This window comes from Bradyrhizobium sp. USDA 4011 (assembly GCF_054063415.1).
The window spans coordinates 5363197-5389650 of sequence record NZ_JBSSGG010000001.1 but is presented as its reverse complement, the minus strand read 5'-3'; the positions used below and the strand labels follow the sequence as shown (position 1 = coordinate 5389650).

The window sequence follows — 26454 nt, the reverse complement described above, 5'->3', positions numbered from 1 at the left end:
CCGGGTCAAGCCCGGGACGACACTGAGTGTGTGGCACGGCCTACTTCCACAATCGTCGTCCCTGCGAAAGCAGGGACCCATAACCACAGGGTCGGGTTGTTGAAGCGGGCTGTGGCCCTGGCGTCGCGCAACAATTGCCATTAGTGGTTGTGGGTCCCGGGTCAAGCCCGGGACGACACTGCACCGCCTACTTCCACAATCGTCGTCTCTGCGAAAGTGCGCTATCGGGGATAACAGAGCGAACGCGGCGCCGTGATCACGCCCGCATCCACCACACGGATATTTGCTTTGCGGTTTGGCGGAAGCCTCTGGGAACGGGACCAGCACCGCTTACGTTATTGCAGACGCAATCGTGCGGGCTTGGCGAAGGTCTCGCCACCGCTCGAACCTCACCGCACATCCGGACCAGCCCATGTTCAGAAACACATTCGCCATCATCGTCGTCGCCGGCCTGACGCTCGCCCCGGCTCAGCTTTTCGCGCAGAGCACGGGGGGCACGCCGTTGCCACCGAGGCCGGGCGACCGCGCTGCTTCGTCGAACGGCGTTGGCGGCACTGCGCTCCCGGCCCAGAGTGGCCAGCGCTATGCACCGTCCTCCGGCGGCAACTTCAGTGCGGCGCCGGCCGCTCCCGGCGGTTCGGTGAGCACGACCGGCAATGCCAATAGCGCGCAGGGACGCTGAGGCGCGGCGCTAGATGGCGCCGGCGGGCTCCGCGGCCGGTTCGTCCGGCTCGGCGTCGGCGGTCACGAATTTGAGCCCGTAGGTCTTGCCGCGACGCCAGACCACTTCGCAAGGGTAGCGCTTGGCATGATCGGCAAGCAGCGTCAGCGCAAGGCGATCCTTCACATCGAACTCGACCTCGGTCGTGATCTTGGCGCCGCCGGGCGAGATGTCGACCACGGCGCAGGCATTCTCGGTCACGCCGTCATCGACCGTGATCCACGCCGCACGGTTGTTGAGCTGGCGCCGCGGCTCGCGACTGACCTTGATCCGTGCTCCATTGCTCGCCATCGTCTCGTCCTTGAAGACATTGGTCCTTGAAATGACATTGGAGACCGCGCACGCTGATCGACGCGCCCGGCACACAATTGCACGAGCCACAATGCCGCCCTCCCGTAAAGTCCGGCTTAGCGCGATCGCTTGAACTTTACCGGAATCTTGCCCCGGCTTTTACCAAACGAGGATTCTGCAATTCCGTCAGCGGGATACCGGCCACCTCGGCAGTCGTCGGCTTGACACGAGGACCGCATAGTTGGTGAAGTGGCAGCCGTGGCCTTGGCCACATCCCTGCAACAAGAGCGCTTCAAGCCGCCTCTGTCTTCCGGAAACGCCCCATGCTGATCCCCCTCGCCGACGTGCCGCGCTGGTATGCCGAACGCAAGCCCGCAGACGCGATCGCCGTCAGTCACGGCGCGGACACGCTGACCTGGCTTGAGCTCGAACGCCGCGCCAATGCACGGGCGCGCGCCTTTGCCGCCAAGGGCGTCAAGCCGGGCGACTTCGTCGCGATCGGGCTGCCCAACAGCAATGCATTCTTCGAGACCACTTTCGCGGTGTGGAAATGCGGCGCGACGCCGACCTCGCTGTCATGGCGGCTGCCGCGCGGCGAGGCCGCCGCGGTGCTCGAGATCCTGAAACCATCGCTGGTGGTCGGCGGCGAGGCCGACTGGAATGCGCCGAATTCGCTGCCGGTGGATTTCGTGCCGGAAGGATTTTTCGAAGAGCCGCTCGATGCACCGGTCGCGCGCTACTGGAAGGCGATGACGAGCGGCGGCTCGACCGGGCGGCCGAAGGTGATCCTCGACCACAACCCCGCTGTGATCGAAACCACGGCACCGCTGCTGCTCGGCATGCCACATGAGGCCTCGGTGCTCAACCCGGGCCCGCTCTATCACAACGCGCCGTTCATCCTGTCGCACTCCGCGCTGTTCGGCGGCGGACGGCTGACCGGCATGGTGAAGTTCGACGCCGAGGAGACGCTGCGGCTGATCGCGCGCGAGCGCGTGCAATGGGTCAACTTCGTGCCGACCATGATGCACCGGATCTGGGCGCTGCCCGAAGAGGTGCGCAACCGCTACGACGTCTCCAGCCTGCAGATCGTGTTTCACATGGCTGCTCCGATGCCGCCCTGGCTGAAGGAGAAGTGGATCGAATGGCTCGGGCCGGAGCGGGTCTGGGAGCTCTACGGCGGCACCGAGCGGCAGGGCGCCTGCGTGATCTCGGGCACAGAGTGGATGGCGCACAAGGGCTCGGTCGGCAAGATCGGCGAGACCGCGCGCTTGCGCATCATCGGCGAGGACGGCAACGACGTCGCGCCCGGCGAGACCGGCGAGATCTACTTCCTGCCCAATGACGGCGCCGGCTCCACCTACCACTATCTCGGCGCATCACCGAAGCGCCGGCCTGACGGTTGGGAATCGCTCGGCGATATCGGCCGGCTCGACGAGGAAGGCTATCTCTATCTCGGCGACCGGCTCGCCGACATGGTGCTGCGCGGCGGTGCCAACATCTATCCGGCCGAGGTCGAGGCCGCGGTGAGCGAGCATCCCGAGGTGCGCTCCTGCGTCGTGGTCGGATTGCCCGATCCGGAATTCGGCCAGCGCGTGCATGCGATCCTCGAACTCGCCGAGACTGCCGATGCGCAGAAGATCGCCGACGGCATGGGCGACTTCCTGAAGGACCGGCTCAGCCGCTACAAGCATCCGGAAAGTTTCGAGCGCGTCGGTACGGCGCCGCGCGATGATTCCGGAAAGGTTCGCCGCACCATGCTGCGCGACGAGCGCGCCGCCTGGATCAAGCAGGACCGCGCTTTCCGCATCATGCCGGCGCGCGCGGCAGCAAAAAGCGATTAGGTTCGGTTCATCTTGCGAGGGGCAGCTCTGCACGCCAGATGAGCTGTGCAGGCCGCCGCGCAAGGTATATCATTCCAGCTTCCCTGCCGGCAGAACCTCGGACTACCATGAGGTTCCAGCGCCCTGCACGCCAGGAGATCCTTGATGCCCTCCACCACCGAATGGAAAGTGCCGGCGGCCTTTCAGCCCCGCCCCGAAGATTACCGCTTCGACCTCGATCGTGCGCTGACGAGCGTGATCGGGCTGCATTCGATCATTCCGCCTGACGCCTTCAGCGCCGAGACCCTCGGCACCGAGCGCGCCGGCAACGGCGTCTTGATCGACGACGGGCTGGTGCTGACGATCGGCTATCTGATCACCGAAGCCGCCACGGTGTGGCTGCATCTCGGCGACGGCCGCGCGGTCGAGGGCCACGCACTCGGCTTCGATTTCGAATCCGGCTTCGGCCTGGTGCAGGCGCTGGGACGGCTCGACATCAAGCCGCTGCCGATCGGCTCGTCGGCGGCGACGCAGGTCGGCGACAATGTCGTGCTCGGCGGCGCCGGCGGCCGCACGCGCTCGGTCGCGAGCCAGATCGCGGCGAAGCAGGAGTTCGCCGGCTACTGGGAATATCTGCTCGACGAGGCGATCTTCACCTATCCGTCGCATCCGAACTGGGGCGGCACCGGACTGATCAACAATGCCGGCGAGCTGATCGGCATCGGCTCGCTGCAGCTCGAACGCGAACGCTCGGGCCGCGCCGAGCATGTCAACATGATCGTTCCGATCGACCTGCTCAAGCCGGTGCTGAGCGACCTGCGCAAGTTCGGCCGTGTCGACAAGCCGGCGCGGCCGTGGCTCGGCATGTACACGACCGAGATCGACAACCGCCTCGTGGTGGTTGGCGTCGCCAGCAAGGGACCGGCGGCGCGCGCCGAGCTGAAGACCGGCGACGTGATCCTCGCGGTCGACGGCGACAAGGTGACGAGCCAGACCGGCTTCTACCGCAAGCTCTGGTCGCTCGGCGCAGCCGGCGTCGACGTGCCGCTGACCATCTACCATGAGGGCGTCACCTTCGACGTGACGCTGACCTCGATCGACCGCATGAAGCTGTTGAAGGCGCCGCGGCTGCATTAAGAGAAAGAAAAGAGGCAGCAACGATGAGCGAGGCCGTGGTTGACGACATCGTGGCCTTGCTGCCGCCGCTGTTGCAGACGCTGGAATCGCTGTCCTTTGTCGCGCGCAACCTCAATCCGCCGGACTTCGACCGCGTGATGCAGATCGCGGGCGAGCCCGAGGAGGCCCTGCAGGCGGTGCGGCCCCGGCTTGCCGATTGGCCGGAGAAATTCGCGCACATCAAGACCGCGCTGGAAGCGGCGATCGAACCGGCGCTCGCCGGCTATGCCGGCCTGCGCGCGGTGCAGAATGGCGAGGGCGATCTGGTCAGCGTATTTCGCGCGCTGCGCTATCTGCCGCGCGCACAGGAGGCGCTCTATCCGCTGACCGAGCTGCCGCCGGTCAGCGGCTTCTTCATCGCGCCCGACTTGCGCGAGGACGCCGACCTGCAGGCCAAGCTCGCGGCCACGCCGAATTCCGACACCGGCATCTTCCACGAGCGCAACGAACCGGGCAGCCGCGGCGGCTTCTCGATGTATGTGCCGGAATATTACACGCCGGATCGCAGCTGGCCGCTGGTGATGGCGCTGCACGGCGGCAACGGCAACGGCCGCGGGTTCCTGTGGAGCTGGCTGCGCGATGCGCGCAGCCGCGGCGCCATCCTGGTGGCGCCGACCGCAACCGGGCAGACCTGGGCACTGATGGGCGACGACGCCGACACGCCGAACCTCAACCGCATCATCGACCAGGTGCGGGCGCGCTGGCGCATCGACGAAAGGCGCATGCTGCTGACCGGCATGAGCGACGGCGGCACGTTCAGCTATGTGAGCGGGCTCGACGGCGCCTCGCGCTTCACGCATCTGGCGCCGGTTGCCGCGACCTTCCATCCGCTGATGGCCGAAATGGCCGATGCAGGGCGGCTGCGCGGCTTGCCGATCTTCATCACCCATGGCCGGCTCGACTGGATGTTCCCGGTGCAGACCGCGCGGCAGACCCAGGGCTTGCTGTCGGCCGCCGGCGCCAGGGTGATCTATCGCGAGATCGACGATCTCAGCCACACCTATCCGCGCGAGATCAATGCGGAGATTTTTCGGTGGCTGAGTGGGGAATAAGAAGAACCCGCTCATGCGTCATTGCAAGGAGCGAAGCGACGAAGCAATCCATGCCTCCACGTGTGGCACGATGGATTGCTTCGCTTCGCTCGCAATGACGCGGATAGAGCGTGCCTGGCCGTTCACCCGCGGCTTGAGCAGGTCTGCGAGCCCGACCCGGTGCAGCATCTCGTTGCGGACGCGGTCGATCACGCCGAAGGCGGCCTCGGCACGTCCTGGGTCGGATCGATACGGACGCGGAACGGCCGCTTGCCGAACGGGTGTCAACGACTTTGACGATCGCGACGAACGGCGCCTCGGCATCTTCGGGCGCGATCGCCGAAAACGCCTTCATGATCTGCTCGCCGAAGCCGGCGTAGGGACCGGCTTCATATCCGGCGGCGCGTGCCTGATCGGCGGGACGGCCGGAATGCGCGAAATGGTTGGTGCCGCCGGTGAAGGCGCCGGGCGATGATCGAGGTCTCGATGCCCCTTAGCTCGCGGGATGAGGTGTTCGCGCGCAGTCGATCGATCGGCGGAACTACAGCGAACCCCACGACGTTATCCCGCCGACACCGGAGGGATTATGCGATGCGGACGTTTTTCGGCATGATTTTGGGCGCGCTGCTGCTGGTTTGCGGCGTCTATGTCTACGATTCGATGCAGACCTCGAGCGTGGCCAATGGGCAGGTTGCGCAGGACACCCGCACGATCGTGAATTGGGACGTCGCCGCGCGTGACTGGAATCTGCTGAAGGCGCGGGCGCACGAGGAATGGACAAGGGTCGCCGCGAAGTAGCTGCCGGCGTCACGGCGCGATCGCGGATGTCGCGATCGCCGCACCGAAGCCCGCGCTCAGCGCGGCCCACTCCCTCGCCGTGACAGCCATCGTCACGAGCGCGACCAGGGTTCCTACGAGACCCGCCAGTCCGCCGGACAGGCAACCACTAACAATGAATGCGATGAACAGATTGCCGGGCGCGAGCCGGAGAAACCGGGCGGCGATGCCGTCGTCGCGCATCGACGCGGCGAGAACGTATCCACCGGCGCGCATGGCATAGCATGTCAGCCCGAGGATGAAGATCACGCCGAGAATGTCCAGGTCACGCATCGGTCCGCTCCATCATGCTGACGAGCGTGCCGCATCCGCCCCCGATCAGCATGGACCAACTGGGATCCACGAATCGGCTGACCAGGAGCGCGAAAACCGCCGAGACCAGCCACGGCCACGGAGATGTCGCGTTCTTCCACTGGCTCGGAAGCAGGGTCGCAATGAACATCGTCGGCAGCAGTGCGGCGGCGAGCCTCAGCGGTCCATTCGTTGCGAGCGGGGCGGCATAGGCAAGCGCGGTGCCGCCGACCCAGCCGATCGCCATCGGGATGCTCGACCCGAGCAGATAGCCGGCGTCGGGTCCGTTGCGGTCCGCATCCGAACTCGTCATCAGCCACGACGCATCCGCGAGCAGAAACAGGCTGAGCAGGATCTTCCGGGGGGCTAGTCCGCCAAACAACTGGCGCAGATGGGCGCCCATCAGTAAATATCGTGAATTGGTGGCGATGCAGGCAACGACCATGGCGGCAACCGGCAGTGGGCTCGCCCACATGCTCAGCGTGATCGCCTGGGCGGTGGCGGAGTAGACGAGCAGGCTGAACAGAATCGCTTGCGGCGCCCCCAGCCCAAGCCCCTTGTAGGTCAGGCCCATCACGAGGCCAGCGGCGCCGTTGCTGAGCAGGAACGGCAAGGCCGCGACCAGGCCCCGCCTGAATCCGGCGGCGGTCATCGTTGGGACGCGTCGAGGCGACTGGGCACTTGTAATGGTCATGACCATTAGATTAGACTAGGTGAGAGGCCGTGATGTCAAGGGATCCCGCGCGGGCGGCGACACAGTTCTTTGGTGGAAGGGTCTGCCTCGATTTCGCGAACACACTCGACTGGCGGACGTCGAGCGATCCGCAGGAGCTGATCCCGGATTACGCTGCGCTATTGTCCTGGAGCGAACGCCGCGGGACCTTGCCGCTCGCGGCGATCAGGAAGCTGAAGGCGCATTCGGCGAGCAGCGTTGCCGTGGCCGTGATGCAGAAGGCGCATGATTTGCGTCGCGACATCTGGGCGATTTCCGACGCGCTCCGCGGTGGCCGCAGCGTGGACCTCAGTCTCGTCAATCGGATGCTATCGGCGGCTCCGCGGCAGCCCCACCTTGTGCGGCAGGATCGAGGCTATCGCCATGCGCTGGCCGGCACCGAGGTGACGGAGCCATTGTGGCCGGTGCTGTGGTCGCTGACGGCCCTGCTGGCGTCCGATGACGCGAGCCGCATCGGATGCTGCGAGGCAGACGGCTGCGGCTGGTTCTTCGTCGACGAGAGCCCGAACCGGACTCGCAGATGGTGCTCGAGCGAAGTGTGCGGCAATCGCGAGCGCGCGCGGCGCGCCTATGCCAAGCGGAAAGGCTCCGCGTGAGCGAACGCCAAGAAGTTTAGTTCTGCTCGGTCTTGCGGCCCATATTGGCCTTGCGCGCGTCCGCGATCACCTGCTCGAACTGATCGATGCTGAGCACGCCCGGCACGCGATACTTGCCGACGATGAACGACGGCGTGCCGTTGAAGCCGAATGCCTGCGCCTGCTCGTTGTTACGCGCCAAAATCGCGTCGATCGCCTTGGCATTGGTGTCGAGATCCGTCTTCAGGCGGTCCATGTCGAGGCCGGCGCCCGACAGCAGCTCGGCAATGCGCGGCTCGGTGATGCGCGAATTGACCGAGATCATCGCCTCATGCGCCGCTTCGAACTTGTCCTGGTACTTCGCCGCCAGCGCCATCCGCGCCGCGACCTTCGACACCGGCCCGAGGATCGGCCAATCCTTCAGCACCAGGCGAACCTTGCCGTCGTCCTGCACCACCTGGCGCAGCTCCGGCGCGAGCTTGCGGCAATACGGGCAATTGTAGTCGAACCATTCGACGATCGTGATGTCGCCCTTGGGATTGCCGATCACCGGAATATCCGGATCGCGCAGCACCTGTTCCTCGGTCAGGACATTGTCGTCCTCGGCGCGCGCGCCGCCCGCGGCCAGCAGCGCAATGCCGGTACCGATGAGGCCGAGCGCACCGCGCCGGGTGGCGCCGGCGTTGTCGAGGGGTGATTTCGTCAGATGGTTCATAGCTCGCTTCCGGAAGGGCTCCTCGCCCTTCTACGTTCAGGACACATTGATGTTACGCAGCAGCATATAGATCGCCACGACGATAATCACAGTCGCAAACACGATATTGAGGGCGCCGCGGCGTTCCGACAGGTGCCGGGCGCTCCGTGTGCCCAGCAGGCCGCCCGCGATTCCGCCGGCGACGAATAGCCCCGCCAGGCCCCACGACACCAGCCCGGACCACGCATAGCTCAAGGCCGTGGTCACGCCGAAGGCGGTAACCGCCACCAGCGACGAACTGACCGCGTTCATGATCGGCATCCCAGTCGCCAGCATCAAGGCCGGCACGATCAGGAAGCCGCCGCCGATGCCGAAGAAGCCGGACATGGTTCCCGTCACAAGCCCGAGACCTACGATCGCGGGCGTGTTGGCCATCGAGATCTTGACGTCGGTCAGCCCGACCCGCGCGCGGGTCTTCAGCATCAGGCCCGCGATCACCAGCATCACGATCGAGAACAGCGCGAGCAGCTTCTGCCCGTCCAGCATCTTGCCGAGAATCGAGCCGCCGAAAGCGCCGAACATGCCTGACAGCGCGAACACCAGTGCGCAGGACCAGATCACGGTTCCGCCGCGGGCGTGGTTGGAGAGGTTGATCGCGGCGTTGGCGGCGACCGCGATCGCCGAGGTGCCGATCGCGACATGCGGCTGGGGGACCCCGACCACATAAACCATCAGCGGCACGGCAAGGATCGACCCGCCGCCGCCGACCAGGCCCAGCGAAAAGCCGACCAGCATGCCCGATGCCAGCCCAAGCACGCTCTCAGTTGCGGAGAAGACCAAGGGGAACAGACTCGCGTTTGCAGCCGCAACCCTAGAAGGATTTGCTCCGCAGCGCCATAGCAATAGCACAAAACTGCCCTGCAGCCGAATGTCAGCGCAGCAGATATGTCACGGCCAGCGGCACCAGCAGCGAGGTGACCAGCGCGTTCAGGCTCATCGCGATCCCGGCAAAAACGCCTGCGACCTCGTCGACCTGGAACGCGCGCGCGGTGCCGATGCCGTGGGCGGCGATGCCGGCGGCAAAGCCGCGGCCACGGAAGTCGGTGACGCCGGTGAAGTTCATCAAGGGCGTGACGATGATCGCCCCCATGATGCCGGTGAGGATCACGGAGACCGCCGTCAGCGAGGGATCGGCATGCAGGGATTCGCTGATGCCCATCGCAACGCCGGCCGTCACCGATTTCGGCGCCAGCGACAGGATGATGTCACGCGGCAGGCCGAAAGCCCGCGCCAATAGCACCACCGAGACGATCGCGGTGAGCGAGCCGACCGCCAGCGCGACCAGCATCGGCAGGACCGCGGCCGCAACCCGCCTGCGGTTCTCGTAAAGCGGCACCGCGAGTGCGACCGTCGCCGGCCCGAGCAGGAAGTGCACGAACTGCACGCCGGCAAAATAGGTGGTGTAGGAGGTCCCGGTCAGCAGCAGGAACGCACCGATGATCCACAGCGAATGCAGCACGGGATTGGCGAGCGGGTGCCGCCGGGTCTTCAGCGACACCGCATCGGTCACCGCATAGGTCAGCAGCGTCACCGTGAGCCAGAGCAGCGGCGACTGCGAGAGATAGACCCAGAGCGAGAACGGATTGTCGCTCACGGGTTCTCCTCCTCGCGCGAAAGAAGGCTGCTCGCCGCGACGAAGGTCGCGACCGTCGCCAGCAGCGTGACGATGACCGAAACCGCGAGGATCGCCAGGATCGCGATGCCGTGCTCGGCGAGCAGATCGAGCTTCTGCACCACGCCGACGCCGGCCGGAATGAACAGCAGCGAGAGATTGGCAAGCATGCCGCGGCTTGCGCTCTCGACCCCGTCATTGCCGAGCGGCCCGCGCGCGAGCACCGGAAACCGGTCGCGCGCCAACAGCAGCACCAGCAGCAGCACGAGCCCGACCACCGGTCCCGGCACCGGCACGGCCAGCGCCCGCACGGCGACCTCGCCGACCAGCTGACAGAGCAGGATCAGACTAAGGCTGGCGATCATGACACGGCGCTCACGCGAAGCATCCGCGTATCAGGTCGGCGCGGTGAAAGGTTGTCAATGCGCTCGATCCGTTCAGATGCGCAAATGCTGGGCACGCCGATCTCTCAGGTCCGTCGCGACTCTCAGACCCGGCATCCTGAGGAGCGCGTAGCGCGTCTCGAAGGATCGACGGCCACCGGCCGGGCCGAGCATGCTTCGAGACGCCGCTACGCGGCTCCTCCAGCGACAAAGGCGAAGCCTTGGCGCGAGCATGACGGGGATAGATTAGCGCGGCTACCCTTCCCGCCGTGCCAGCGCCATCAGCGTCCCGCTCATGGTCGCGACCAGCGTCTCGATGCCGTCCTGCACGGCATAGGCGCGGCCGTCGCAGACCGTCAGCGTGCGGCCGGGCTTGACCACGACGCCGCGGAACACGAATCGCTCGCCGCGGGCCGGCGCCAGGAGATTGGTCTTGAACTCCACGGTGAGGATGTCGGAGCCTTCGGGCATCAGCGTGAAGGCGGCGATCCCGCAGGCATTGTCGAGCCCCGCGGTGATGATTCCGGCATGCACGAATCCGCTCTGCTGGCAGAACTCCGGCGCGTAGGGCATCGCGAGATCGACCTCACCCGGCTCCATGCGCGCGATCGAGATACCAAGCGTCTGCATTGCGCGCTGGCGCGCGAATGTGGCGGTGGCAACCGCGCGGAAGTCGGGATTCTTCGGCTCGAAACGGGGCATGGCGGTCACGCAGTCACGGGTTCTGACGGCACGAGGTGCGGCATCGCCGCGTAGCGGATCGCCGGCGCGAACGGCGCCGATTTGCGCGCGGCACGATCGATGTGCACGGCGGCGATCTCGCAGGTCGCGGCGATGTCGCCGGTCTCCGCGTTGCGCATCTCATGCAGGATGCGGACCGACTTGTCGCGGAACTCGACCAGCCGGCTCTTGACCTCGACAAGGTCGCCGGCGAGCAGTTCGCGCTGATAGGAGATGTTCTGCTGCACGGCGGCCATGCAGCGGCCGGACTCGCGCAGATAGCTCGGTGTCAGCCCAAGCCGCGCGAACATGTTCCAGCTCGCCTCGTCGAACTTGCCGACATACCACATGACGTTCATGTGGCCGATGTGGTCGCAATGCCAGGGATAGACCGTGCCGCGATAGGTCGCCTCGCCCTCCATGCTTCCCTCCTTTGCGTTCTGATACGGTAGCGTATCAGGGGCCAAGCAGGCTAGCAATACGGCTCCGTATCGGGACCGCTCCGCGGAGATCACATGACTGAAAGCAAGGGCGACGTCTGGGTCGCGGCCGGCTTTGCCGAGCTCGCGCATACCGGCGTCGACGGCGTGCGGGTCGAGGTGCTGGCGAAGAATCTGGGCGTCACTAAGGGCGGCTTCTACCGCCGCTTCAGGGATCGCGCCGCGCTGCTCGAGGCCATGCTGACGCGCTGGCGCGACGGCCGCATCGCCGCGATCGAGAAGCAGACCGCGCTCGACGGCGCCAGTGCGCGCGAGCGGCTGAAGGCGATCATCACGCTCTATTCGGAGCGCATGAACACCGAGGCGATGGCGGTGGAGCTCGCGATCCGGCAATGGGCGCGCACCGACGAAGCCGCGGCCACCGCCGCCGCGAGCGTCGATGCCGCGCGGCTGAAGAATGTCGGCCAGCTCTATCGCGCCACAGGGCTCTCGGCCGAGGAAGCCGATGCGCAGGCGTTCCTGTTCTACTGCTTCATCTTCGGGCAGAGCCTCTTGTTTCTCGAACGCGGCCCGCGCAAGCGCGCGCAACTGCTGGCGCAATCGGCAGACAAGCTGCTCACGGAAAGCCAATAGCGCTTCAGCCGAAAGAAAAGCGGCCGGCTTGCGCCGGCCGCCCGTCAGACGCGCTTCAGCCGGCTCAGGCGCCCTTCAGGCGCTTGTTGCACTCGCTGTAATAGCCGCCGCCCTTCTGGATCCACTTCAGGCCGCCATTGCCGCCCGTGGTCTTGTTGGCATTGTACTGGTCCACGCAGGTGTGCATGCGCTGCTTGCCTTCGGACTCCTTGGCGTATTTGGGATCGACCGCGTTCGGAAACACGGCGGGCCCTGCCGGTGCGGCCGGTGCCGCGGCGGGAGCGGCTTCCCGCTTGGCCTCCTTCGGCGCGGCCGGAGCGGGCGCTGCGGCAGCGGGCGGCGGAGCGGCGGGCGCCGCGGCCGGGGTCGCGTCGGCGCCGCATTGCGCCTTGCGGAAATCATTCCACTTCTGGCCGTTGAGGGTGCCGGCCGTCTTGGCCGCCTGGTACTTGGCGCTGCATTCCTGCGTGGTCAGGGCCTGCGCCGGCGCGCTCGCCGCAAAGGCTGCAAAGCCCGACACCGCAATCACACACAACAATCTGGTCTGAATGGTCATCCCTGGTCTCCCGTCATCCCTGGTCTCCCGTCATCCCTGGTTTCCCGTGAGGTTTCCCCTGGGGGCATTGGCGTAAGACCATCATCCTAGCGCAACCCCGACTTGCGACAACGTGCGGACGCCCTTGGCCGTTAAAATATTGTGGCGGCGGGACCACCGCATATTCATCCACGGTTCATCATCGCCGCGCAACGTTTCGGCTCCTTCCCTCACGAGGTGCCCCATGAAGAAGATTTCCACGCTGGCGACCGCAACTGCCCTTGCCTCCCTGCTGCTGATGGGCGGAGCCTTCGCACAAACCGCCGCGCCCGCCGCCAAGGACGCCGCTCCGAAGGCCGACACCAAGATGGCCAAGGAAGCCAAGCCGCGCAGCGCCGCATCGCTTGATTGCTCGAAGCAGGCCGACGAGAAGGGCCTGAAGGGCAAGGAGCGCAAGAAGTTTCGAAAGGCCTGCATCAAGGAAGCCGGCGACAAGTCGGCTGCGCCGGCCGCGAAGTAACGCGTTAGACAAATCCAACATGCCTCACCCTCCCCGCCGGGGAGGGTGAAAATCTGTGCGCCGGGCGAGCCGGGACGCAATGCTGCAATCGCGAGATGCAATTGTCCCGTGGTTGCGAATTTGCCATAAGGCAGCGTGACCCTGATCCGCGCTTCGATGGCGACCGCCATTCCCGACCGCAGCAAAGTTCTGAACGGGCTCGAGACACTCGTCATCGGCGCCGCCGGCGGCTTGCTGTTTTTATGGGCGGGATTGCCGGGCGGGCTGATCTCGGGTGCGATGTGCGCGGTTGCGATCGCAGCATTGGCCGGACGGCCGCTCGCGGTGCCGCCGGTGCTGACGCAATCGGTGCTGCTGCTGCTCGGCATCTCGCTGGGCTCGCTGATGTCGCAGCAATTGCTGCAGCATATGAGCTCCTATCCGCTCACCATCGCCCTGCTGGCGCTGGCGACATTCTGCTCGACCTTCGGCTCGAGCATCTATCTGCAGCGCATGCATGGCTGGGACCAGACCTCGGCCTTCCTTGCCGGCAGCCCCGGCGCGCTCTCGCAGATCACGATCCTCGCCGCGGAAAAAGGCGCAGACGTCGCGGCGATCGCCGTGGTGCAGACCATGCGCGTCATCATCCTGACCGCGGCGCTGCCGCTGGTGCTGGCGTTGACCGGGGTGACGCACGCGGCGCCGCCGCCATTGCCGACGACGGTCGCCTCGCCGTTCGGCCTTGTCGCCCTGATCGCCGGGTCGATCGGCGTCTCGCTGCTGCTGCGCTGGATCAAATTCCCCGCCAGCTGGATGTTCGGCGCGATGCTCGCCTCCAGCCTGCTGCATGGCTCGGGCCTGGTCGATGGCGGCCTGCCGCCCTGGCTGCGCAACGTCGCACTGGTCGGCATCGGTGCGCTGATCGGCACCCGGTTTGCGCGGATGAAGACCTCGACCCTGCTGAGCCACGTCAATGCCGGGCTCGGCTCATTCGCGATCGCGATCGCAATCTCGGCCGTGTTCGTCGCGGTGATCGCCTTCACCACCCATGTGCGGCTCGCCGACGTCGTGGTCGCCTTCGCGCCCGGCGCAATGGACGCGATGCTGGCGCTGGCGCTGACGCTGCACATCGACCCGATCTTCGTCGGCGCGCATCACCTGTCGCGCTTCCTGTTCGTCACCATCTCGACGCCGGGCATCATCCATCTGTTCGGACGGCCGCAGGACGACGTCGACGACTAGGCGATCACTCTCCGGCTCACGCTTCGGACGCTGATCGGGCCGGCTGATCGCGAAACGATCGCGCCAACGCGGTCAGTTCGCCGGGATCGAACCATAGCTCCTCGTCCCGGTCCATTTGCAGTTTCGCGACGGCTGCAGCGTGCCACAAGGGGCCGGTGATCCGGGCATAGACCGAATCGGGCTGTGCTTCGCTCCATTCCTCGAGCCGCTCTCTGGCGACTGCGCGCCATAGCGCGGTCAGCCGGCTGCTCGCGCCATGGATTTCGGAGATCGTATATCTCGGGCGCTGCTCGCTCATCAGCGTGGCGAGGAGATTGCGTCGGCTCTTGAGGCGCAACAACGTCTCATTGGCCAACAGCAACAACTCGACGGGGACGCGGTGCACGATGATCAGCATGGGCTCGTCTGTCGCGCATGATCGGGGACGGTGACGGCGGGATAGCCTCCACCTTGAAACACCTGACACGCGCGTCAGGGCCTTCGCACAGGGAATTCTCTACCTTGGCTTCCGGAAATCGATGCTGCGCAGGATGATCCGGGGCGGCGCCCCCTCGAATTCCTTCGCCTGGTACTTGCCATCGGCGCAGGCCTCGATGCGCTCGCGCAGCCGCATGAACTGGGTCTCGCGGTGGCCCGCGCGCCCGAGCGCCCCGCCTTCCAATTCATCCATGGCGGAGGTCGAGATCGCGCAATGGATCTCCTTCTCGTCGTCATGCATCGAAAACAGCACGACCATCCTGTCGTATTCGTAGCTGATGAAGCGACCCTGGGTAAGCGTCATGTGACCAGCTCCTTCAAAGCCGCGAAGTGGTTCTGGTTCATCGCGGCTCGGTGAGGCGGACAAAATCCTCGAGAATTGCCGTGACCAGATCGCGATGCCTTGTATCCTCCGGCGGCAGGCTCGCGGCGTACAGATTCAGAACGTAGCGCGCCTTGGCGGCCACCTCCGGCCACGACGTCGCAGGTACCGCCAGCAGTCCGGTTTCGAGCGAGGCCTGCCGTTCGCGCAGATCCCTCGCATGGGTCTCGATTTCCGCCAGCGCACGGCGAATATCGGTGGCTTTCTGGGCTGCCATGCCGCGGTGGCGATCGAGGTCGAGCGGTTCGTCAGACATTGGATGCGCTCGCGTTGGAGGCGCTCGCGCCGATACGCTGGGCGTCCGCCAGATCGACCGAGCCGATCGACACCATCTCCGTCGTCAATCCGCGCGAGCCTTGTGCCGGGACGATGATCATCGTGGCGACACGGCGGAACACCGCGAACGAGAGCCCTTCGATCGCCTCTTCGTCGGTGATGACCTCATAGGCGCCTGCGGGCAATTCACGATCGATGCCTCTGATCCGGAATGGATGCTGGAAGGTGACGACTTCACGTCGGGAGCGCATGGTCATGGGCCAGCCTTTTGCAAAACGCCTTGCGCCGGTGCGCGACCCCATCGATAGCATGCGCCGCTTCGGCGGCAATAGCCAATGCTTTCTTGTTGCTTTTCCTGGTGTTCCTGGCTTTCTCGCCGAACGAGGGGCAAAGACTGCTCCTCATACCATCCTGCGTGTTGTTGCCGCAGCGCGCCGCAAGCCGCTTTGGCGCTCGCTATTCGGGTGCGATCGGCCTACGGTCGATCACGATCACTTCCGGCAAAGCAAATCCACGTCGACGTTCGGGACTGCTCGGGAGGCAGGCTCTGACCGAGTCGATGATCTCGAGAAACAGAGGGAGACCGACATGTCCAAAGGCGAGCGACACGGCAACCGCGAGGTCAAGAAGCCCAAGAAGGAGAAGATCAAGGTCATCGCCGCGGCTCCCAGCCTGAAGGGCGGACAGCCGAGCTTCACGCCGGGGAAGAAGAAATAGATCGATTGAGACAAGGCCTGCAAATCAGGCCACTCAGTCAGATCTTGGCTGCCTTCGCCACGCCCGAGCCGGCGACCGCGGCCATCAGCAGCGAGATCAGCACGTTGTAGCCGGCAAGCGAGATGCCGAGGAAGCGCCACTGCACCTCGTCGCAGCGGACCACCTTGACCTTGTCGAGCTGATCCAGCAGCGAGCCCGCCTTGCCGAAATCCACCATCGGGCCGGTGCAGTCGGTCGGGCCCTGCCAGAACCCCCATTCGACCCCGGCGTGGTAGGCACCAAGCCCGGCATTGGCGAGCGCGGCGAGGCCGAGGATCGCAAGCCCCGCAAGCAGCACCGGGCGCGGCGCGCCGCGCGCGGCTGCGAGCGCCACCACGGCGCCGAGCGGGACCGCGAGGTAATAGGCATAGCGCTGCTCGAGGCAGAGCGGACAGGGCATGATCTCCAGCACCAGCTGGAAGAACCAGGCGCCGGCCAGCGTCGCTGCCGCAATCACGGCAATCGCCAGGGCCGAGGTCAGGGCCGGATTGCCGGTGGCGGAAGCATCCGACGGATGGGCGGTGGCGAGCGTCACGGCAGTTCTCCTGCGAGCATCGTCCGGCCGGGTCATGGCCTCTGCTCCATGCTCAATCGGGGTCGTATCGCGCCAAAATACCGCTGTCGAGGCACGGGACAATCACATCCGCGCGGGTTGACCGTGACGGGCCGCCCGCTATAGTCCGCCGCGCTTCGCGACCCTGGCCCCGTTTCGGCCTGGACCACCGCGAATGCCCCTGTGGCGGAACTGGTAGACGCGCTCGACTCAAAATCGAGTTCCGCAAGGAGTGCTGGTTCGATTCCGGCCAGGGGCACCAACTAGGCTGTTCAAGCCCGTTCCGAAGCGTCCGCAATCGTCCGCGCAGTGCCCGGAAACCCTTGAAAAATAGGCACTTCCGCGTACATTCTTGTTCGTCACTGTTTGTTCTCCTCCGATCCCAGCCGCCCGATTTGCTGGTATTTTTGCTGGTATCGGGAGGACAAACGTTCACGGCGACTTTCGCTTTTCCGAATGAAGGAATTGAGCAGATGGCCGGCGGCGCGTGCGCCAATCCCAAGCAGATCAAGACCGACGTCGACTGCCGCGCCGCCCGACCGAACTTCGTCAAGGGCGCGTGGAGTCCCGCCAAGATTTCCGACGTGACCGGCGGCTGGCTCTATCTCTTCGTCACGCCGGACGTGAGCAGGCCTGGCAACGCTGCCTCGAAGCTCTGGCGGATGGACTACCGCTTCCATGGCCGCCAGAAAACCTACTCCATCGGCCCCTACGGAAACGGCAAGGATGGGACGTTCTCGCTCGCAGACGCGCGGCGCGAGCGCGACAAAGCCAAAGATCTGCTCAAGGAAGGCAAAGACCCAAGCATCGAGAAGCAGCTCGACAAGCACCGGCAGACGGCCGCCCGCTCGTTCGGGCAATGGGCCGACGACTGGCTCGCAAAGAAGAAAATCGAAAAAGTCAAACGCGGCAGGATCGTCGCGGTGCGCGACCCCAAGACCATCGAGGTGCTTGAGCTGCGTGTCGGCTACGTCAAAGCTCGCTTCGGCAAGTTATCTAGGCTGGACATCAAGCGTCCGGACGTTCTCGCGTTCATGCGTTCATACGAAACCGAGGGAAAGCTGGAAACGCGCGACCGCGTGCGCAGCATCGGTGAGCAAATCTGCGACTATGCCGATGTCGAAGGCGACGGCTACAATCCATTCCGCAACCTGAAGGGGCAGATGATCGCCAACATTTCGACGCCGCGTCCAGGCGTTACCGAACCACGTGACGTGACGCGCGTCTTCAAGCTCATCAACGCACCGTGGACGAGAGCGAGGTTTGGTGACGTTGTTGGCCTCGCCTTGCGCTTCGATGCGCTGACCATTCCCCGACCCGGCATGGTCAATGAAATGGAGTGGAGCGAGGTCGATTGGGACGCCGAACGCTGGACTGTTCCAGCCGCGAAGATGAAGACCGGCTGGGACCACGTCGTGCCTTTGTCACGGCAGGCACTTGCAATCCTGCGCAGCGTCCAGAAGCTGACCGGCCATCGCCGCTACGTGTTTTCCTGCTCGAAGGATGCGCCGCTGTCAAACAACACGCTCAATAAGCGCTTGCGGCTGCTTGGCATTGACACCAAGACTGATCATTGTGCCCATGGATTCCGGACCACCTTCTCGACCTTGTCTCACCACGAAGAGATCAAGGACGCCAAGGCATGGGATGGCGATGTGGTCGAGCTGCAGCTCGCGCATCTCGATAGCTCTACTGTGGAGGGTCTATACAAGAACCATGGACCGCTCGCGCTGATCGGCTCGCGCACGAAGCTTATGCAGCATTGGGCTGATCGGATAGACCACTGGCTTGATGCCAAGAAGGTAACGCCGATGAAGCGCGGTGCGCAGGGCTGAGCCATTTCAAGCGCTGGGGGTTGGCGGGAGACGGTGTCGATCACCATATCCCGTTGCGCGAGCCCTGCCAATTCTCATGGTTTTCAATGACCGCGACACAATTGACCAAGTCCCCGACGAGGCCGACCATGAAGCCGAAATTCATGGCGTCATACGAAAAGCGCTTCCCTGGCTGCCTGCGGCGGCGATCCGGCACCAAACCAAGCTTTCGTTCAAGTTTGGGCACACCGCGATTGAAGTCGATGGCGAGAAGGATTTCCAGGCCGAGGGCGGACAGATATTCTGGTCCGCTGGAATGAAACTCCCCTTGCGGTCCTGGAGCTCAAGCGCAAAGGCAGCGCGCTCACCGAGGCCGATGTCGAGCAGGGGCTGTCCTATGCAAGTGTGATTCGCCCCCGTTTTCCGCTCGTAGTTGTCACCAATGGGGACGAGACGCGGATACTGGAATTAGCGGGAAGGACCTGCCGAGAGGAACGGTCTCCGAGGAGGAGTTCCGTGCGTCACCGCCGGGGCCAAGGCTGCGGAGCAGGACGTAAAGAACGCCGTAAGCACCCTCATGGGATCGAACCCGAACGTCTGGATGCAAGCGGTGCGAGGCGCATCTGATGCGTATGTCGACGAGCTGAGCGGCGCCTGGGATGACCCGATGCGACCGTTCGTCAAAGACTTTCTATTTCCTCGCAAGGCTCGGCAGTCGTCGAGGCAGCATTGGCTGGTGATCGAGGGCGCGCCGCTGGTCGGCAAAAGCAGCCTGCTTCGTGAGAGATGGTGCGGCGTACGGCGGACTCCAAAGACATGGCTGTCCTTTTCGTCGCGGCCGATGAAGGCGGCGGAATTTTCCAGGCCATCGCCGATCTCCTTAGTTCGGCGCTGGCTTGGCCGGTGACGGTTGAGGAAGCTCGCGCATGACTGATGAGGGTGTCCCGTGCTTAAGGATCCACTCTGGTTCTTGGCGTTGATGGGGTCGGGCCCGAGCATGACCGATTGCGGCGGGATCTCGAGGATCTCAGTTCGTCGAAATTTGGTCAGCAACTTCGGCTTATCGTGACCGCCGACGATGCGGTGGCAAAGAAGCTGACGGAGCATGCAAAAGGCCGGCAAAGCTCGGCCGTCGGCCTCCGCATCGATGGCACCCTGACATTGGAAGCTTTAGACGACGATCATCAGAAAGGTCGGCGCCCGCCCGTAGGACTTGATGCCGGCAGATAGAAACCCGGATCGTCCTGGGCGAGCTCGTGCGCTCCATACGGGCGGACCGTCGCGCAGGAGTGTTCGTTCAGATCAATCAACGGCGCCGGCGCCACGGGCGCCTCGATGGCAGGATCCAAGCGCAACCGGATCTCGCTCAGGAACGAGAGGTCCGGACGAAAGCCGGTCGCGACGATCAGTTCATCGGCTACGACGTTGCGGCCGCAGCAAGACGACCCAGCCGCGATCCTCAGACGGCTGCCGTCCACGGCTACGTGAGTCGTTCGAAACGCCGGTTCGACCCGGATCTTCCCCGCTGCGACCAACGCCGCGAATGCGGATCCCAATTCTCCCGCTGCGATTGGCAGAACAAGCTGCGAACACACTTCGTCGATTTCTGCATGTCGAGGCAGTAAACGGCTTCGCGCTTCTGGTTGCAGCGGCCGCGGCACTGATCTGGGCGAACTCGACCGCGGCCCATAGCCACCACCTCTTTTGGAATCTCCCCTTCGCCGTTGGCCTTGGCGAGCACGTCTTTTCCCGGTCACTGCACTTCTGGGTGAATGACGCGTTGATGACCGTCTTTTTCCTTGTTGTAGGCATGGAGATTCGGCGGGAGCTTCATGAAGGCGCGTTGAGCCGCCTTGGCCAGGCCGTTCTGCCGCTGGTTGCTGCGGCCGGTGGCGTACTCGCTCCAGCGCTCATCTATCTGAGCCTTAACAATGACGCGGCTCGGGGGCACGGCTGGACCGTGCCGACAGCGACGGACATTGCCTTTGCCGTGGGCGTCCTAGCCCTGCTTGGACGAAAAATCCCGGTCAATGTGCGAGTGTTCCTGCTCGCTCTAGCGATCATAGACGACATCATTGCAGTTCTGATCATCGCCGTCTTCTACACCGAAAGTCTGCAGCTGGCCGGCTTCGTTATCGCAGCCTTCTCGGGGTCTTCGGGTTCCAGCGTATTGGGATCGGTGCGGCACTGCTTTATGTGGTGCCAGGTTTGTTGGTTTGGGTCGGATTCTTCGTCGCCGGAATCCATCCAACACTTGCTGGAGCGGCGCTCGGGCTGATGACTCCGGCTCGCCCCATAGCGCTGCGGGGACCTCCGCTGGAAGTGGCGTCGCGAGCCCTCGGACAATTGAAAACCGGCGATGCGATGAAAGCGGCGGATCCGCATTTGTTGCAACAGCCGTTGCGCGACCTTCGCGCCGCTCACCGCGAGATTGTCGCGAGTGCAGATGGCACTCCATCCGTGGGTAGCTTACGGAGTGATGCCAATCTTTGCGCTGGCGAATGCAGGGGTCAGCATAGCGGATACGGATCTCCCTGCTTCGGGCCTGCTGGTGAAGATGGGCACCGCACTTGCTCTGGTAATTGGGAAGCCGCTCGGCGTCATCACTTGGATCGCGGTACGATCGGGACTCTGCCGCCTTGCTCCTGGAGTTTCTTGGGGCGGCGTCTTTCTTGTCGGACTGCTGGCAGGCATCGGCTTCACCATGTCGATCTTCATCTCGATGTTGGCGTTCTCGAATGAAGGTTTATTGAGGCCGGCCAAAATGGGCGTACTGTTGGGCTCGGTCCTAGCCGCTACGCTTGGCCTTGGCTGGGGCGCCTTCTACGTGAGACGTCAGTAAAGGTGGTTGAATGTCCTTCAAAGCTCCGCACGTATCATTCGCATCATGCCCTCCAGGTTTTGCCCTCCGGCATCACTCAGGTAATGATCGTCGAAACCGGCTTGCACCTAAGCATCCCTCATACAATAGATCTGCCGTCGAAACACTGATTGCGGATGCGCAAAAGTACGCTGGCGACAATATTGAAGGTCCTGCCGCTATTCGGCTTGTTCCGACTCAAAACGGGGAAATATGACAGCCAATGGCTAGCGCCTGTGTGTCGCGAGCAGTTATCGATTGAAAGACGACAAACTCCTTCTTCTTTCAGTAGCAGTCAGCCTTCTTGCCTTGAGTTACTCGATATACCTTCCCTACTTCATTTTCGGTTGAGGTGGATCAAGGCCGCGCCAGAGTCTGATACGCGGACTTCCGCTGATGGCCGGTTCTGTGTCGAGCCAGCGATCTGGAGCCAGGTCTGGGCTGGGCGGATCGTCGAATTGATCGCTTCAGGATGGAGCCACTTCTCGGAGTCCATCCTTATCCTCCGTGGCATCGCGTGTACCACCAAGGATTGCCACTTCGCGCAGTGATATTGTGGCCCTAGCAGTCTGCTGAAAAACCTTGAAATGGAGAGCTTTCTTGTTGTTGCGGCCGTTGTTGGGTCGGCGCGGTGGAGTTGGTTATAGTTTTCCAGGCTGGTGTTGGGTGTACCCTGACGCGGGGTGGCTAGGCGGCAAGCAGTTTGGGAATGCGGATCAGGTTATAGGCGATCAGATTGAGCAGGAAATCGGCGGCGACGCGGCCGATGCCACGATGTTTGGTCTTGCGCATGGTGCCGTGCTGCTTGCCCCATCCGAAGATGCACTCGACCATCGCCCGGCGTGATTGCGACATGCCATATCCCGGATGCCGCGTGGTTCGTTCGTCGATGGCGCTGTTGCGGGTCTTGCCGGTTTTGGTGACGGCCTGGTTCTGCGTCACATGCGGCGTCACGCCGATGGCGCGAAGATTGGCGACATGATCGACGGTATCGTACGCCTTGTCCTCACCGGCGGTGATACGGCGGCCTGCGGCTTTGCGTCTCGCCCTCAGCATGGTCTCCGAAGCCCGGCGTTCGGCGGTGCCATCGGCATGTGTGACCCTGCCGGCCACCGCCAGCCCATGCCGATTCTCCATGGTGACGTGGCCCATATAGCAAAGCTTGGCCTCCCGTCCGGCCGCCTTGCGATAAAGCCTGCTGTCCGGATCGCTGGTGCTCGCATGGGTGTCGTTCTTGCGCTTCTGGCCGTGGAAGTTGGCGCCGTCCTCATCGTCGCCGCTGCCGTCCTTGGGGCGAAAGCTCTTCTGTGAAGCCCAGGCTTCGATCAGCGTTCCATCCACCGAGAAGTGCTCGTCCGACAGCAGCGGTTTGACCTGCGGATGGTTCAGAAGCCTGGTCATGAACTTCGTGAACACATCGCCGTTCTGCAGCCGCTCCCGGTTCTTGGTGAAGGTGGTCGGGTCCCACACCGGATCGTCCGGCGACAGTCCCACGAACCAGCGGTACAAAAGATTGTAGTCCAGTTGCTCCATCAACTGGCGTTCCGAGCGGATGCCGTAGAACACCTGCAGCAGCAAGGCGCTCAACAATTGCTCTGGAGGGATCGAAGGGCGTCCCTCGCTGGCGTAGAGCCTCCCAAGGCTGCGGTTCAAATCACTCAAAACGTCCCGGACAAGTTCCCGAACCTGCCGCAGCGGATGGTTCGCTGGCACACGCTTATCCGGCGCAATGTACGAAAACAGGCCGCCCTGATCCGTAAACCTGCCGCGCATCATCATCTCCACCGAATCGAGATGATAAAGTGAATCATCAAGCCCCCTCCGTGGCGAGGGGTTCTTCAGCAGACTGCTAGTTCATTTTGCGCAGCTTTTCGATCAGCGCCCGTTGGTCGTCGATACACTCTTGCACGATTTGCCGCATCTCCTCATCGGACGAGAGTTTGGGAGGCGGGGACGTTTTCTTACCAGGTTCTTTGTCTGTCATGTCGCTGCTGTAGGCAGGAGCTGCAACCTTCGCTATCGGGCTGCCGTCCCCATTGCGGACCGTCACTGCACGACCGGTGCTCGCTGCAAGCTTTTCGGCAGATTTGATCGTCGCCTAAGTTTCAGCCAAGTCGAGGATGATCTGACAATAATCCTTACCCGGATCGGTAGACTGAGTTTTTTCAACCATCAGGGACCATAATCCTAGTCTGGTTGCCACCTCAACTTGATCGGCAAGGATGGAGAGGTGGCTAGCGATCCGGTGGAAGACTTAACGCTTCTGCGGGTCGGCCGCCGAAACGCCCCGCCGATTTCGCCATAGTTTCTACATTCGGCAGAGGGTTCAGAGCCGCGTGTATAAAGATTGGTGTGCCTAAGGGGTCTGCGTTTACGCAACGTTCAGCAACGATGCACTTCGATCTATGGAAATGGAAAAGGCTACCCAATTTATGGGAGCAGTGTTGGCGCGGACATCGCGCACGGGTCCCCCAACGACTGCGTTAACTAGTACGGACTTTCTTGGCTAGCGGGGTCTTCATCGCCACGCCCTGATGACAATGGTTGCTGACGCCTTCCTGCAGCATCGTCGCCTCGCACACGCGTTCGCGTCAATGCGGTTGCGCCCGGCTACATCGAAACCGCGATCAACGCCGCGGGCCGCACCGACCTCGCGCATTACCGGCGGATCGCCGACCGCACCGGGTTCAAGCGCTGGGCCAGCCGGAGGATGTTGCCGGCGCCGTCGTTTTTCTCTCCATGCCGGCGTCGCGATATGCGACCGGCACCGTCATTGCGGTGGACGGCGGGTTTCTCGCCGGATAAAACCCGCACAATGCGAACTCGCTCGTCGGACTTGTTGCCGCTGCCGACCTGACAGGCTGTCCGTCACAGCAACTGATAAGCTTTCGTATGAAACCTTATCAGTTCTGGGGGAGCTTAGGATTGCCTCCGGTTTTGTAGCGACCCTTGCGGGAGGGAGGGAACCTAGAATGAAACTTACTCAGAGTGCGCCGCCACGATAGCCGCCCGCTTCACCCGTTGCCGCCGGCCCGGGCGATCATCGGAAAATACTTTGAGGATATGCGCGTGAGAACTTTTGCGAGCGATTTTAAGTTCTCGGACATTTTGACCATCGCTCGATTGCCAGCGGCCAGAATCGCTGCGCGGGGCAGAAGCTGAGGTTAAGCGGGAAATTCCAGGGAACGATGACCCCGACGACGCCGAGCGGCTGCGGGATGACACGATTTCGTGCGAGCGGATAGGTCATGAAGTCGACGTGTCTTCGCTGCGGCTTCATTCACTTCTTCAAATGTTTGACTGCGTCGCCGACGGTCTCCAGGACAACGAAATATTCGGCGAACAGGGTTTCGAATTCAGACCGGTTGCCGTAGTCGGCGTTGATCGCTGCCACCAGCTCTTCCTTATTGTCCTTTAGAAGACGCATCAGCGACTTCAAGTCAGCAATGCGTTGAGCATAGGATGGCTCCGGCGCCGCCAAATAAGCCACTGTTTGTCAAAGCAGGACTGGAATTCAGTTGGAATTCGATCGAATTGACAGGCACGTTCATGCTTTCTCGTGGTTGTCGCGTGTCCTCCAAGCTAAATTAAAGGAATCGCGCGTGATCGTGAATGTACCAACTCCAGGTTATTGCATGCTTGCGTTCGCATGAGCGCAGCCGGGCCTTTCATCCACGATCCGCTTGATGGCGTGAGCGCAGCGGCCGCACTGGGCGCTGCATCCGAGGCAAGCATACACCTCGCTCATACGGGGCCGTCGCGCCTTCTTTACGACCACTGATCGCACCTGATGGTCGCTGAACACATTGCAAGAACAGACGATGATCGCGTTCCCCCTAACCAATACCAAACGATACGGATGAAAGCCGGCACAACCGCCGTGCTCCGCCTAGCCGCGAGCACGATGGTTTCCATTCCGGTCATCTCTGCGTGGCAAAGAGGCCGCTCGCGGACTAGATGCTTACGCATTTCAGTTCCTTCCGAGGCATCGCGAACGTCTGCTGTTGCCCCTCAATTGCGCTACCCACACGGGCGGGAGCAAACCAGCAGTCTGGCGCGGTCGCTCAAGCAGCCTTCTCTTTAGCTTCGGTCTGTAGGGCTTCGGTGAAGCCATAGCCGCCGGAGCGCAGCGCCGAATGCTCGCGCTTGGAGTGGATTAGTGGGTAGAACATCTGCGTCGTCCAGCGCTCCGGGCCAAAAAGAATGTCGTCCTGCAGGCCGATCTTGGCCGGATATTTGCGCGTGATATGCGCCGTGCCGAACAGCACATCCCAGAAGAACAGCAGGTTGCCGAAGTTGCCCTTGTAGTGGCCGATGCCATCTTCGTTGGTAAGAGCGTGGTGCGCCCAGTGCGTGGCCGGTGTGGAGATGGTGCGCTCCAGCACCCACATCAGCGGATGCAGGGCGCGTATGCGGTACAGCGGCGCGTCCCACGCCCAGGCGCAGTGCGCACCCAGGATGACCGCCAGCTTGATCACTAAGTACGCCGCGTAGACCGGGCCGAAACCAAGGTATACCGCCACGCCGCCGATCCACAGGCCCGGCATCATTAGGTAATAGAAGAAATTGTTGCGGTAGGTAATGCGCACGCTCATGTAGGCCGCGCTGTGGTGCGCGCGGTGCAGCGGCCACAGCAGCGGCGTGTGCGAGGCGCGGTGCCAAAGGTACTGCGTGAGGTCATCGCCGATCAGCAGCAAGCCGGTCATGGCCCACCACGGTAGGTTGGACCAGGCGCTGTGCTGCGCGGGCATGAGCCAGTTGCACAAGGCGTTGCTGCCCAGCAGTGCGATCGGCTGGGTGATGGCTAACAGACTGACGAACATCAGCACCTCGAGCCAAGCGTCGTTGGCTGTCGCGGTGCCGCGCACGGCGGCCTGGTAGCGCCGGGTAATGAGCTCCATGGCCGCAAAGCCTAGGATGCAGGCGCCGATCAGGAGGTATTGCAGTTGCGAGCTCATGTGGGGCGTCTCCGCTCTCATGTTCTGGATTGTGAGAATAGTCTTAGTAGTTGGCGCCGTAATGCGTCCAATGCATAATTAGCAT

Annotated in this window: 34 protein-coding genes, 1 tRNA gene and 3 pseudogenes; 16 read left to right on the top strand and 22 right to left on the bottom strand. The window is 63.4% G+C overall.

Features of this window, described 5'->3' with window-relative positions:
- The first annotated feature begins 412 nt into the window (after window positions 1–412).
- A complete protein-coding gene (locus ACVW1C_RS25255) occupies window positions 413–682 on the top strand; it encodes a hypothetical protein (protein WP_456760716.1) in 270 nt (89 codons plus the stop codon).
- A gap of 9 nt (window positions 683–691) precedes the next feature.
- Here ACVW1C_RS25255 and ACVW1C_RS25250 read toward each other — a convergent pair whose 3' ends face one another.
- Window positions 692–1012: a PilZ domain-containing protein gene (locus ACVW1C_RS25250; RefSeq protein WP_092123608.1), complete on the bottom strand. Its 321-nt coding sequence runs from the start codon at window positions 1010–1012 to the stop codon at window positions 692–694.
- A gap of 323 nt (window positions 1013–1335) precedes the next feature.
- On the opposite strand from ACVW1C_RS25250, the gene ACVW1C_RS25245 reads away from it, so the two are divergent.
- From ACVW1C_RS25245 to ACVW1C_RS25235, 3 genes are all read left to right on the top strand, one after another.
- On the top strand, window positions 1336–2853 hold the full coding sequence (locus ACVW1C_RS25245) for an AMP-binding protein (protein ID WP_456760715.1): 1518 nt from the start codon (window positions 1336–1338) through the stop codon (window positions 2851–2853).
- 144 nt (window positions 2854–2997) lie between these two features.
- The gene (locus ACVW1C_RS25240; RefSeq protein ID WP_456760714.1) at window positions 2998–3969 is read left to right on the top strand and encodes a S1C family serine protease; all 972 of its coding nucleotides are present in this window, start codon (window positions 2998–3000) and stop codon (window positions 3967–3969) included.
- A gap of 23 nt (window positions 3970–3992) precedes the next feature.
- A complete protein-coding gene (locus ACVW1C_RS25235; protein WP_456760713.1) occupies window positions 3993–5060 on the top strand; it encodes a carboxylesterase family protein in 1068 nt (355 codons plus the stop codon).
- Between the two features lie 126 nt (window positions 5061–5186).
- Here ACVW1C_RS25235 and ACVW1C_RS25230 read toward each other — a convergent pair.
- Window positions 5187–5545: pseudogene (locus tag ACVW1C_RS25230) on the bottom strand (oxidoreductase); the annotation flags it as partial.
- Window positions 5546–5630: 85 nt separating this feature from the next.
- Here ACVW1C_RS25230 and ACVW1C_RS25225 point away from each other — a divergent pair.
- Window positions 5631–5837, top strand: a complete 207-nt coding sequence (locus tag ACVW1C_RS25225; RefSeq protein WP_173638800.1) for a hypothetical protein — start codon at window positions 5631–5633, stop codon at window positions 5835–5837.
- A gap of 9 nt (window positions 5838–5846) precedes the next feature.
- On the opposite strand, the gene ACVW1C_RS25220 is transcribed toward ACVW1C_RS25225, so the two are convergent.
- Window positions 5847–6149: an AzlD domain-containing protein gene (locus tag ACVW1C_RS25220; RefSeq protein WP_456760712.1), complete on the bottom strand. Its 303-nt coding sequence runs from the start codon at window positions 6147–6149 to the stop codon at window positions 5847–5849.
- Window positions 6142–6819: an AzlC family ABC transporter permease gene (locus ACVW1C_RS25215; RefSeq protein WP_173638802.1), complete on the bottom strand. Its 678-nt coding sequence runs from the start codon at window positions 6817–6819 to the stop codon at window positions 6142–6144. Before ACVW1C_RS25215 ends, ACVW1C_RS25220 begins: the two co-directional genes overlap by 8 nt.
- Window positions 6820–6893: 74 nt before the next feature.
- On the opposite strand from ACVW1C_RS25215, the gene ACVW1C_RS25210 reads away from it, so the two are divergent.
- The gene (locus ACVW1C_RS25210) at window positions 6894–7496 is read left to right on the top strand and encodes a CGNR zinc finger domain-containing protein (protein ID WP_456760711.1); all 603 of its coding nucleotides are present in this window, start codon (window positions 6894–6896) and stop codon (window positions 7494–7496) included.
- Window positions 7497–7512: 16 nt separating this feature from the next.
- Here the strand turns inward: ACVW1C_RS25210 and ACVW1C_RS25205 are convergent, their stop codons facing one another.
- The 6 genes from ACVW1C_RS25205 to ACVW1C_RS25180 all read right to left on the bottom strand — a co-directional run bounded on the left by ACVW1C_RS25205 (window position 7513) and on the right by ACVW1C_RS25180 (window position 11366).
- Window positions 7513–8190, bottom strand: coding sequence for a DsbA family protein (locus ACVW1C_RS25205; protein ID WP_456760710.1), 678 nt, complete (start codon window positions 8188–8190; stop codon window positions 7513–7515).
- Window positions 8191–8226: 36 nt separating this feature from the next.
- Window positions 8227–8964 (bottom strand): sulfite exporter TauE/SafE family protein, encoded by a 738-nt coding sequence (locus ACVW1C_RS25200; protein WP_229168957.1) that lies wholly within the window; start codon window positions 8962–8964, stop codon window positions 8227–8229.
- A 136-nt stretch (window positions 8965–9100) separates the two neighbouring features.
- Entirely contained in the window at window positions 9101–9823 is a 723-nt protein-coding gene (locus ACVW1C_RS25195) for an LrgB family protein (RefSeq protein WP_456760709.1), read from the bottom strand.
- Window positions 9820–10206, bottom strand: coding sequence for a CidA/LrgA family protein (locus ACVW1C_RS25190; protein ID WP_456760708.1), 387 nt, complete (start codon window positions 10204–10206; stop codon window positions 9820–9822). Before ACVW1C_RS25190 ends, ACVW1C_RS25195 begins: the two co-directional genes overlap by 4 nt.
- Before the next feature lie 273 nt (window positions 10207–10479).
- Window positions 10480–10926, bottom strand: coding sequence for a PaaI family thioesterase (locus ACVW1C_RS25185; protein WP_456760707.1), 447 nt, complete (start codon window positions 10924–10926; stop codon window positions 10480–10482).
- Between the two features lie 5 nt (window positions 10927–10931).
- Window positions 10932–11366 carry an acyl-CoA thioesterase gene (locus ACVW1C_RS25180; protein ID WP_456760706.1) on the bottom strand — a complete coding sequence of 145 codons (435 nt, stop codon included), beginning with the start codon at window positions 11364–11366 and terminating at the stop codon, window positions 10932–10934.
- A gap of 93 nt (window positions 11367–11459) precedes the next feature.
- Here ACVW1C_RS25180 and ACVW1C_RS25175 point away from each other — a divergent pair, with 93 nt between their 5' ends.
- The gene (locus tag ACVW1C_RS25175; protein WP_456760705.1) at window positions 11460–12017 is read left to right on the top strand and encodes a TetR/AcrR family transcriptional regulator; all 558 of its coding nucleotides are present in this window, start codon (window positions 11460–11462) and stop codon (window positions 12015–12017) included.
- A 64-nt stretch (window positions 12018–12081) separates the two neighbouring features.
- On the opposite strand, the gene ACVW1C_RS25170 is transcribed toward ACVW1C_RS25175, so the two are convergent.
- The gene (locus ACVW1C_RS25170; RefSeq protein WP_456760704.1) at window positions 12082–12573 is read right to left on the bottom strand and encodes a hypothetical protein; all 492 of its coding nucleotides are present in this window, start codon (window positions 12571–12573) and stop codon (window positions 12082–12084) included.
- A 223-nt stretch (window positions 12574–12796) separates the two neighbouring features.
- Here ACVW1C_RS25170 and ACVW1C_RS25165 point away from each other — a divergent pair, with 223 nt between their 5' ends.
- Complete coding sequence (locus ACVW1C_RS25165; protein WP_456760703.1) at window positions 12797–13072, top strand: PsiF family protein; 276 nt, start codon at window positions 12797–12799, stop codon at window positions 13070–13072.
- A gap of 135 nt (window positions 13073–13207) precedes the next feature.
- Window positions 13208–14293: an AbrB family transcriptional regulator gene (locus tag ACVW1C_RS25160; protein ID WP_456760702.1), complete on the top strand. Its 1086-nt coding sequence runs from the start codon at window positions 13208–13210 to the stop codon at window positions 14291–14293.
- A gap of 16 nt (window positions 14294–14309) precedes the next feature.
- On the opposite strand, the gene ACVW1C_RS25155 is transcribed toward ACVW1C_RS25160, so the two are convergent.
- The 4 genes from ACVW1C_RS25155 to ACVW1C_RS25140 form a co-directional block, all read right to left on the bottom strand.
- Window positions 14310–14690, bottom strand: coding sequence for a hypothetical protein (locus ACVW1C_RS25155; RefSeq protein WP_456760701.1), 381 nt, complete (start codon window positions 14688–14690; stop codon window positions 14310–14312).
- Between the two features lie 99 nt (window positions 14691–14789).
- Window positions 14790–15074: a DUF1488 family protein gene (locus ACVW1C_RS25150; RefSeq protein WP_092123564.1), complete on the bottom strand. Its 285-nt coding sequence runs from the start codon at window positions 15072–15074 to the stop codon at window positions 14790–14792.
- Between the two features lie 37 nt (window positions 15075–15111).
- Window positions 15112–15408: a hypothetical protein gene (locus tag ACVW1C_RS25145; RefSeq protein ID WP_456760700.1), complete on the bottom strand. Its 297-nt coding sequence runs from the start codon at window positions 15406–15408 to the stop codon at window positions 15112–15114.
- On the bottom strand, window positions 15401–15685 hold the full coding sequence (locus ACVW1C_RS25140) for a hypothetical protein (protein WP_456760699.1): 285 nt from the start codon (window positions 15683–15685) through the stop codon (window positions 15401–15403). Before ACVW1C_RS25140 ends, ACVW1C_RS25145 begins: the two co-directional genes overlap by 8 nt.
- Between ACVW1C_RS25140 and ACVW1C_RS25135 the strand changes: the two genes are divergently transcribed.
- On the top strand, window positions 15684–16145 hold the full coding sequence (locus ACVW1C_RS25135; RefSeq protein WP_456760698.1) for a hypothetical protein: 462 nt from the start codon (window positions 15684–15686) through the stop codon (window positions 16143–16145). The two genes, ACVW1C_RS25140 and ACVW1C_RS25135, sit on opposite strands and share 2 nt — an antisense overlap.
- A gap of 37 nt (window positions 16146–16182) precedes the next feature.
- Here the strand turns inward: ACVW1C_RS25135 and ACVW1C_RS25130 are convergent, their stop codons facing one another.
- Window positions 16183–16755: a disulfide bond formation protein B gene (locus tag ACVW1C_RS25130; protein ID WP_456760697.1), complete on the bottom strand. Its 573-nt coding sequence runs from the start codon at window positions 16753–16755 to the stop codon at window positions 16183–16185.
- A 159-nt stretch (window positions 16756–16914) separates the two neighbouring features.
- On the opposite strand from ACVW1C_RS25130, the gene ACVW1C_RS25125 reads away from it, so the two are divergent.
- From ACVW1C_RS25125 to ACVW1C_RS25110, 4 genes are all read left to right on the top strand, one after another.
- Window positions 16915–16999, top strand: a tRNA-Leu gene (locus ACVW1C_RS25125).
- Window positions 17000–17210: 211 nt separating this feature from the next.
- A complete protein-coding gene (locus tag ACVW1C_RS25120) occupies window positions 17211–18572 on the top strand; it encodes a tyrosine-type recombinase/integrase (protein ID WP_456760696.1) in 1362 nt (453 codons plus the stop codon).
- Between the two features lie 76 nt (window positions 18573–18648).
- Entirely contained in the window at window positions 18649–18960 is a 312-nt protein-coding gene (locus tag ACVW1C_RS25115; RefSeq protein WP_456760695.1) for a hypothetical protein, read from the top strand.
- Window positions 18852–19178: a hypothetical protein gene (locus ACVW1C_RS25110; protein WP_456763170.1), complete on the top strand. Its 327-nt coding sequence runs from the start codon at window positions 18852–18854 to the stop codon at window positions 19176–19178. The genes ACVW1C_RS25115 and ACVW1C_RS25110 overlap by 109 nt, the downstream gene beginning before the upstream one ends.
- A 552-nt stretch (window positions 19179–19730) precedes the next feature.
- On the opposite strand, the pseudogene ACVW1C_RS25105 reads toward ACVW1C_RS25110, so the two are convergent.
- Window positions 19731–20119 (bottom strand): annotated as a pseudogene (locus ACVW1C_RS25105) (FAD-dependent oxidoreductase); the annotation flags it as partial.
- On the opposite strand from ACVW1C_RS25105, the pseudogene nhaA reads away from it, so the two are divergent.
- A pseudogene (gene nhaA, locus ACVW1C_RS25100) lies at window positions 20095–21393 on the top strand (Na+/H+ antiporter NhaA). The pseudogenes ACVW1C_RS25105 and nhaA sit on opposite strands and share 25 nt — an antisense overlap.
- Before the next feature lie 705 nt (window positions 21394–22098).
- On the opposite strand, the gene ACVW1C_RS25095 reads toward nhaA, so the two are convergent.
- The gene (locus ACVW1C_RS25095) at window positions 22099–23184 is read right to left on the bottom strand and encodes an IS5 family transposase (RefSeq protein WP_456756887.1); all 1086 of its coding nucleotides are present in this window, start codon (window positions 23182–23184) and stop codon (window positions 22099–22101) included.
- Between the two features lie 792 nt (window positions 23185–23976).
- On the opposite strand from ACVW1C_RS25095, the gene ACVW1C_RS25090 reads away from it, so the two are divergent.
- Window positions 23977–24216, top strand: a complete 240-nt coding sequence (locus ACVW1C_RS25090) for an SDR family oxidoreductase (protein ID WP_456763169.1) — start codon at window positions 23977–23979, stop codon at window positions 24214–24216.
- Between the two features lie 286 nt (window positions 24217–24502).
- On the opposite strand, the gene ACVW1C_RS25085 is transcribed toward ACVW1C_RS25090, so the two are convergent.
- The 4 genes from ACVW1C_RS25085 to ACVW1C_RS25070 all read right to left on the bottom strand — a co-directional run bounded on the left by ACVW1C_RS25085 (window position 24503) and on the right by ACVW1C_RS25070 (window position 26369).
- Window positions 24503–24661, bottom strand: coding sequence for an aldehyde dehydrogenase family protein (locus ACVW1C_RS25085; protein WP_456763168.1), 159 nt, complete (start codon window positions 24659–24661; stop codon window positions 24503–24505).
- Between the two features lie 30 nt (window positions 24662–24691).
- Window positions 24692–24901 (bottom strand): hypothetical protein, encoded by a 210-nt coding sequence (locus tag ACVW1C_RS25080; protein WP_456760694.1) that lies wholly within the window; start codon window positions 24899–24901, stop codon window positions 24692–24694.
- 138 nt (window positions 24902–25039) lie between these two features.
- Complete coding sequence (locus ACVW1C_RS25075; protein WP_456763167.1) at window positions 25040–25255, bottom strand: (2Fe-2S)-binding protein; 216 nt, start codon at window positions 25253–25255, stop codon at window positions 25040–25042.
- Window positions 25256–25475: 220 nt separating this feature from the next.
- Window positions 25476–26369, bottom strand: coding sequence for a sterol desaturase family protein (locus ACVW1C_RS25070; protein WP_456760693.1), 894 nt, complete (start codon window positions 26367–26369; stop codon window positions 25476–25478).
- Window positions 26370–26454 lie beyond the last annotated feature (85 nt).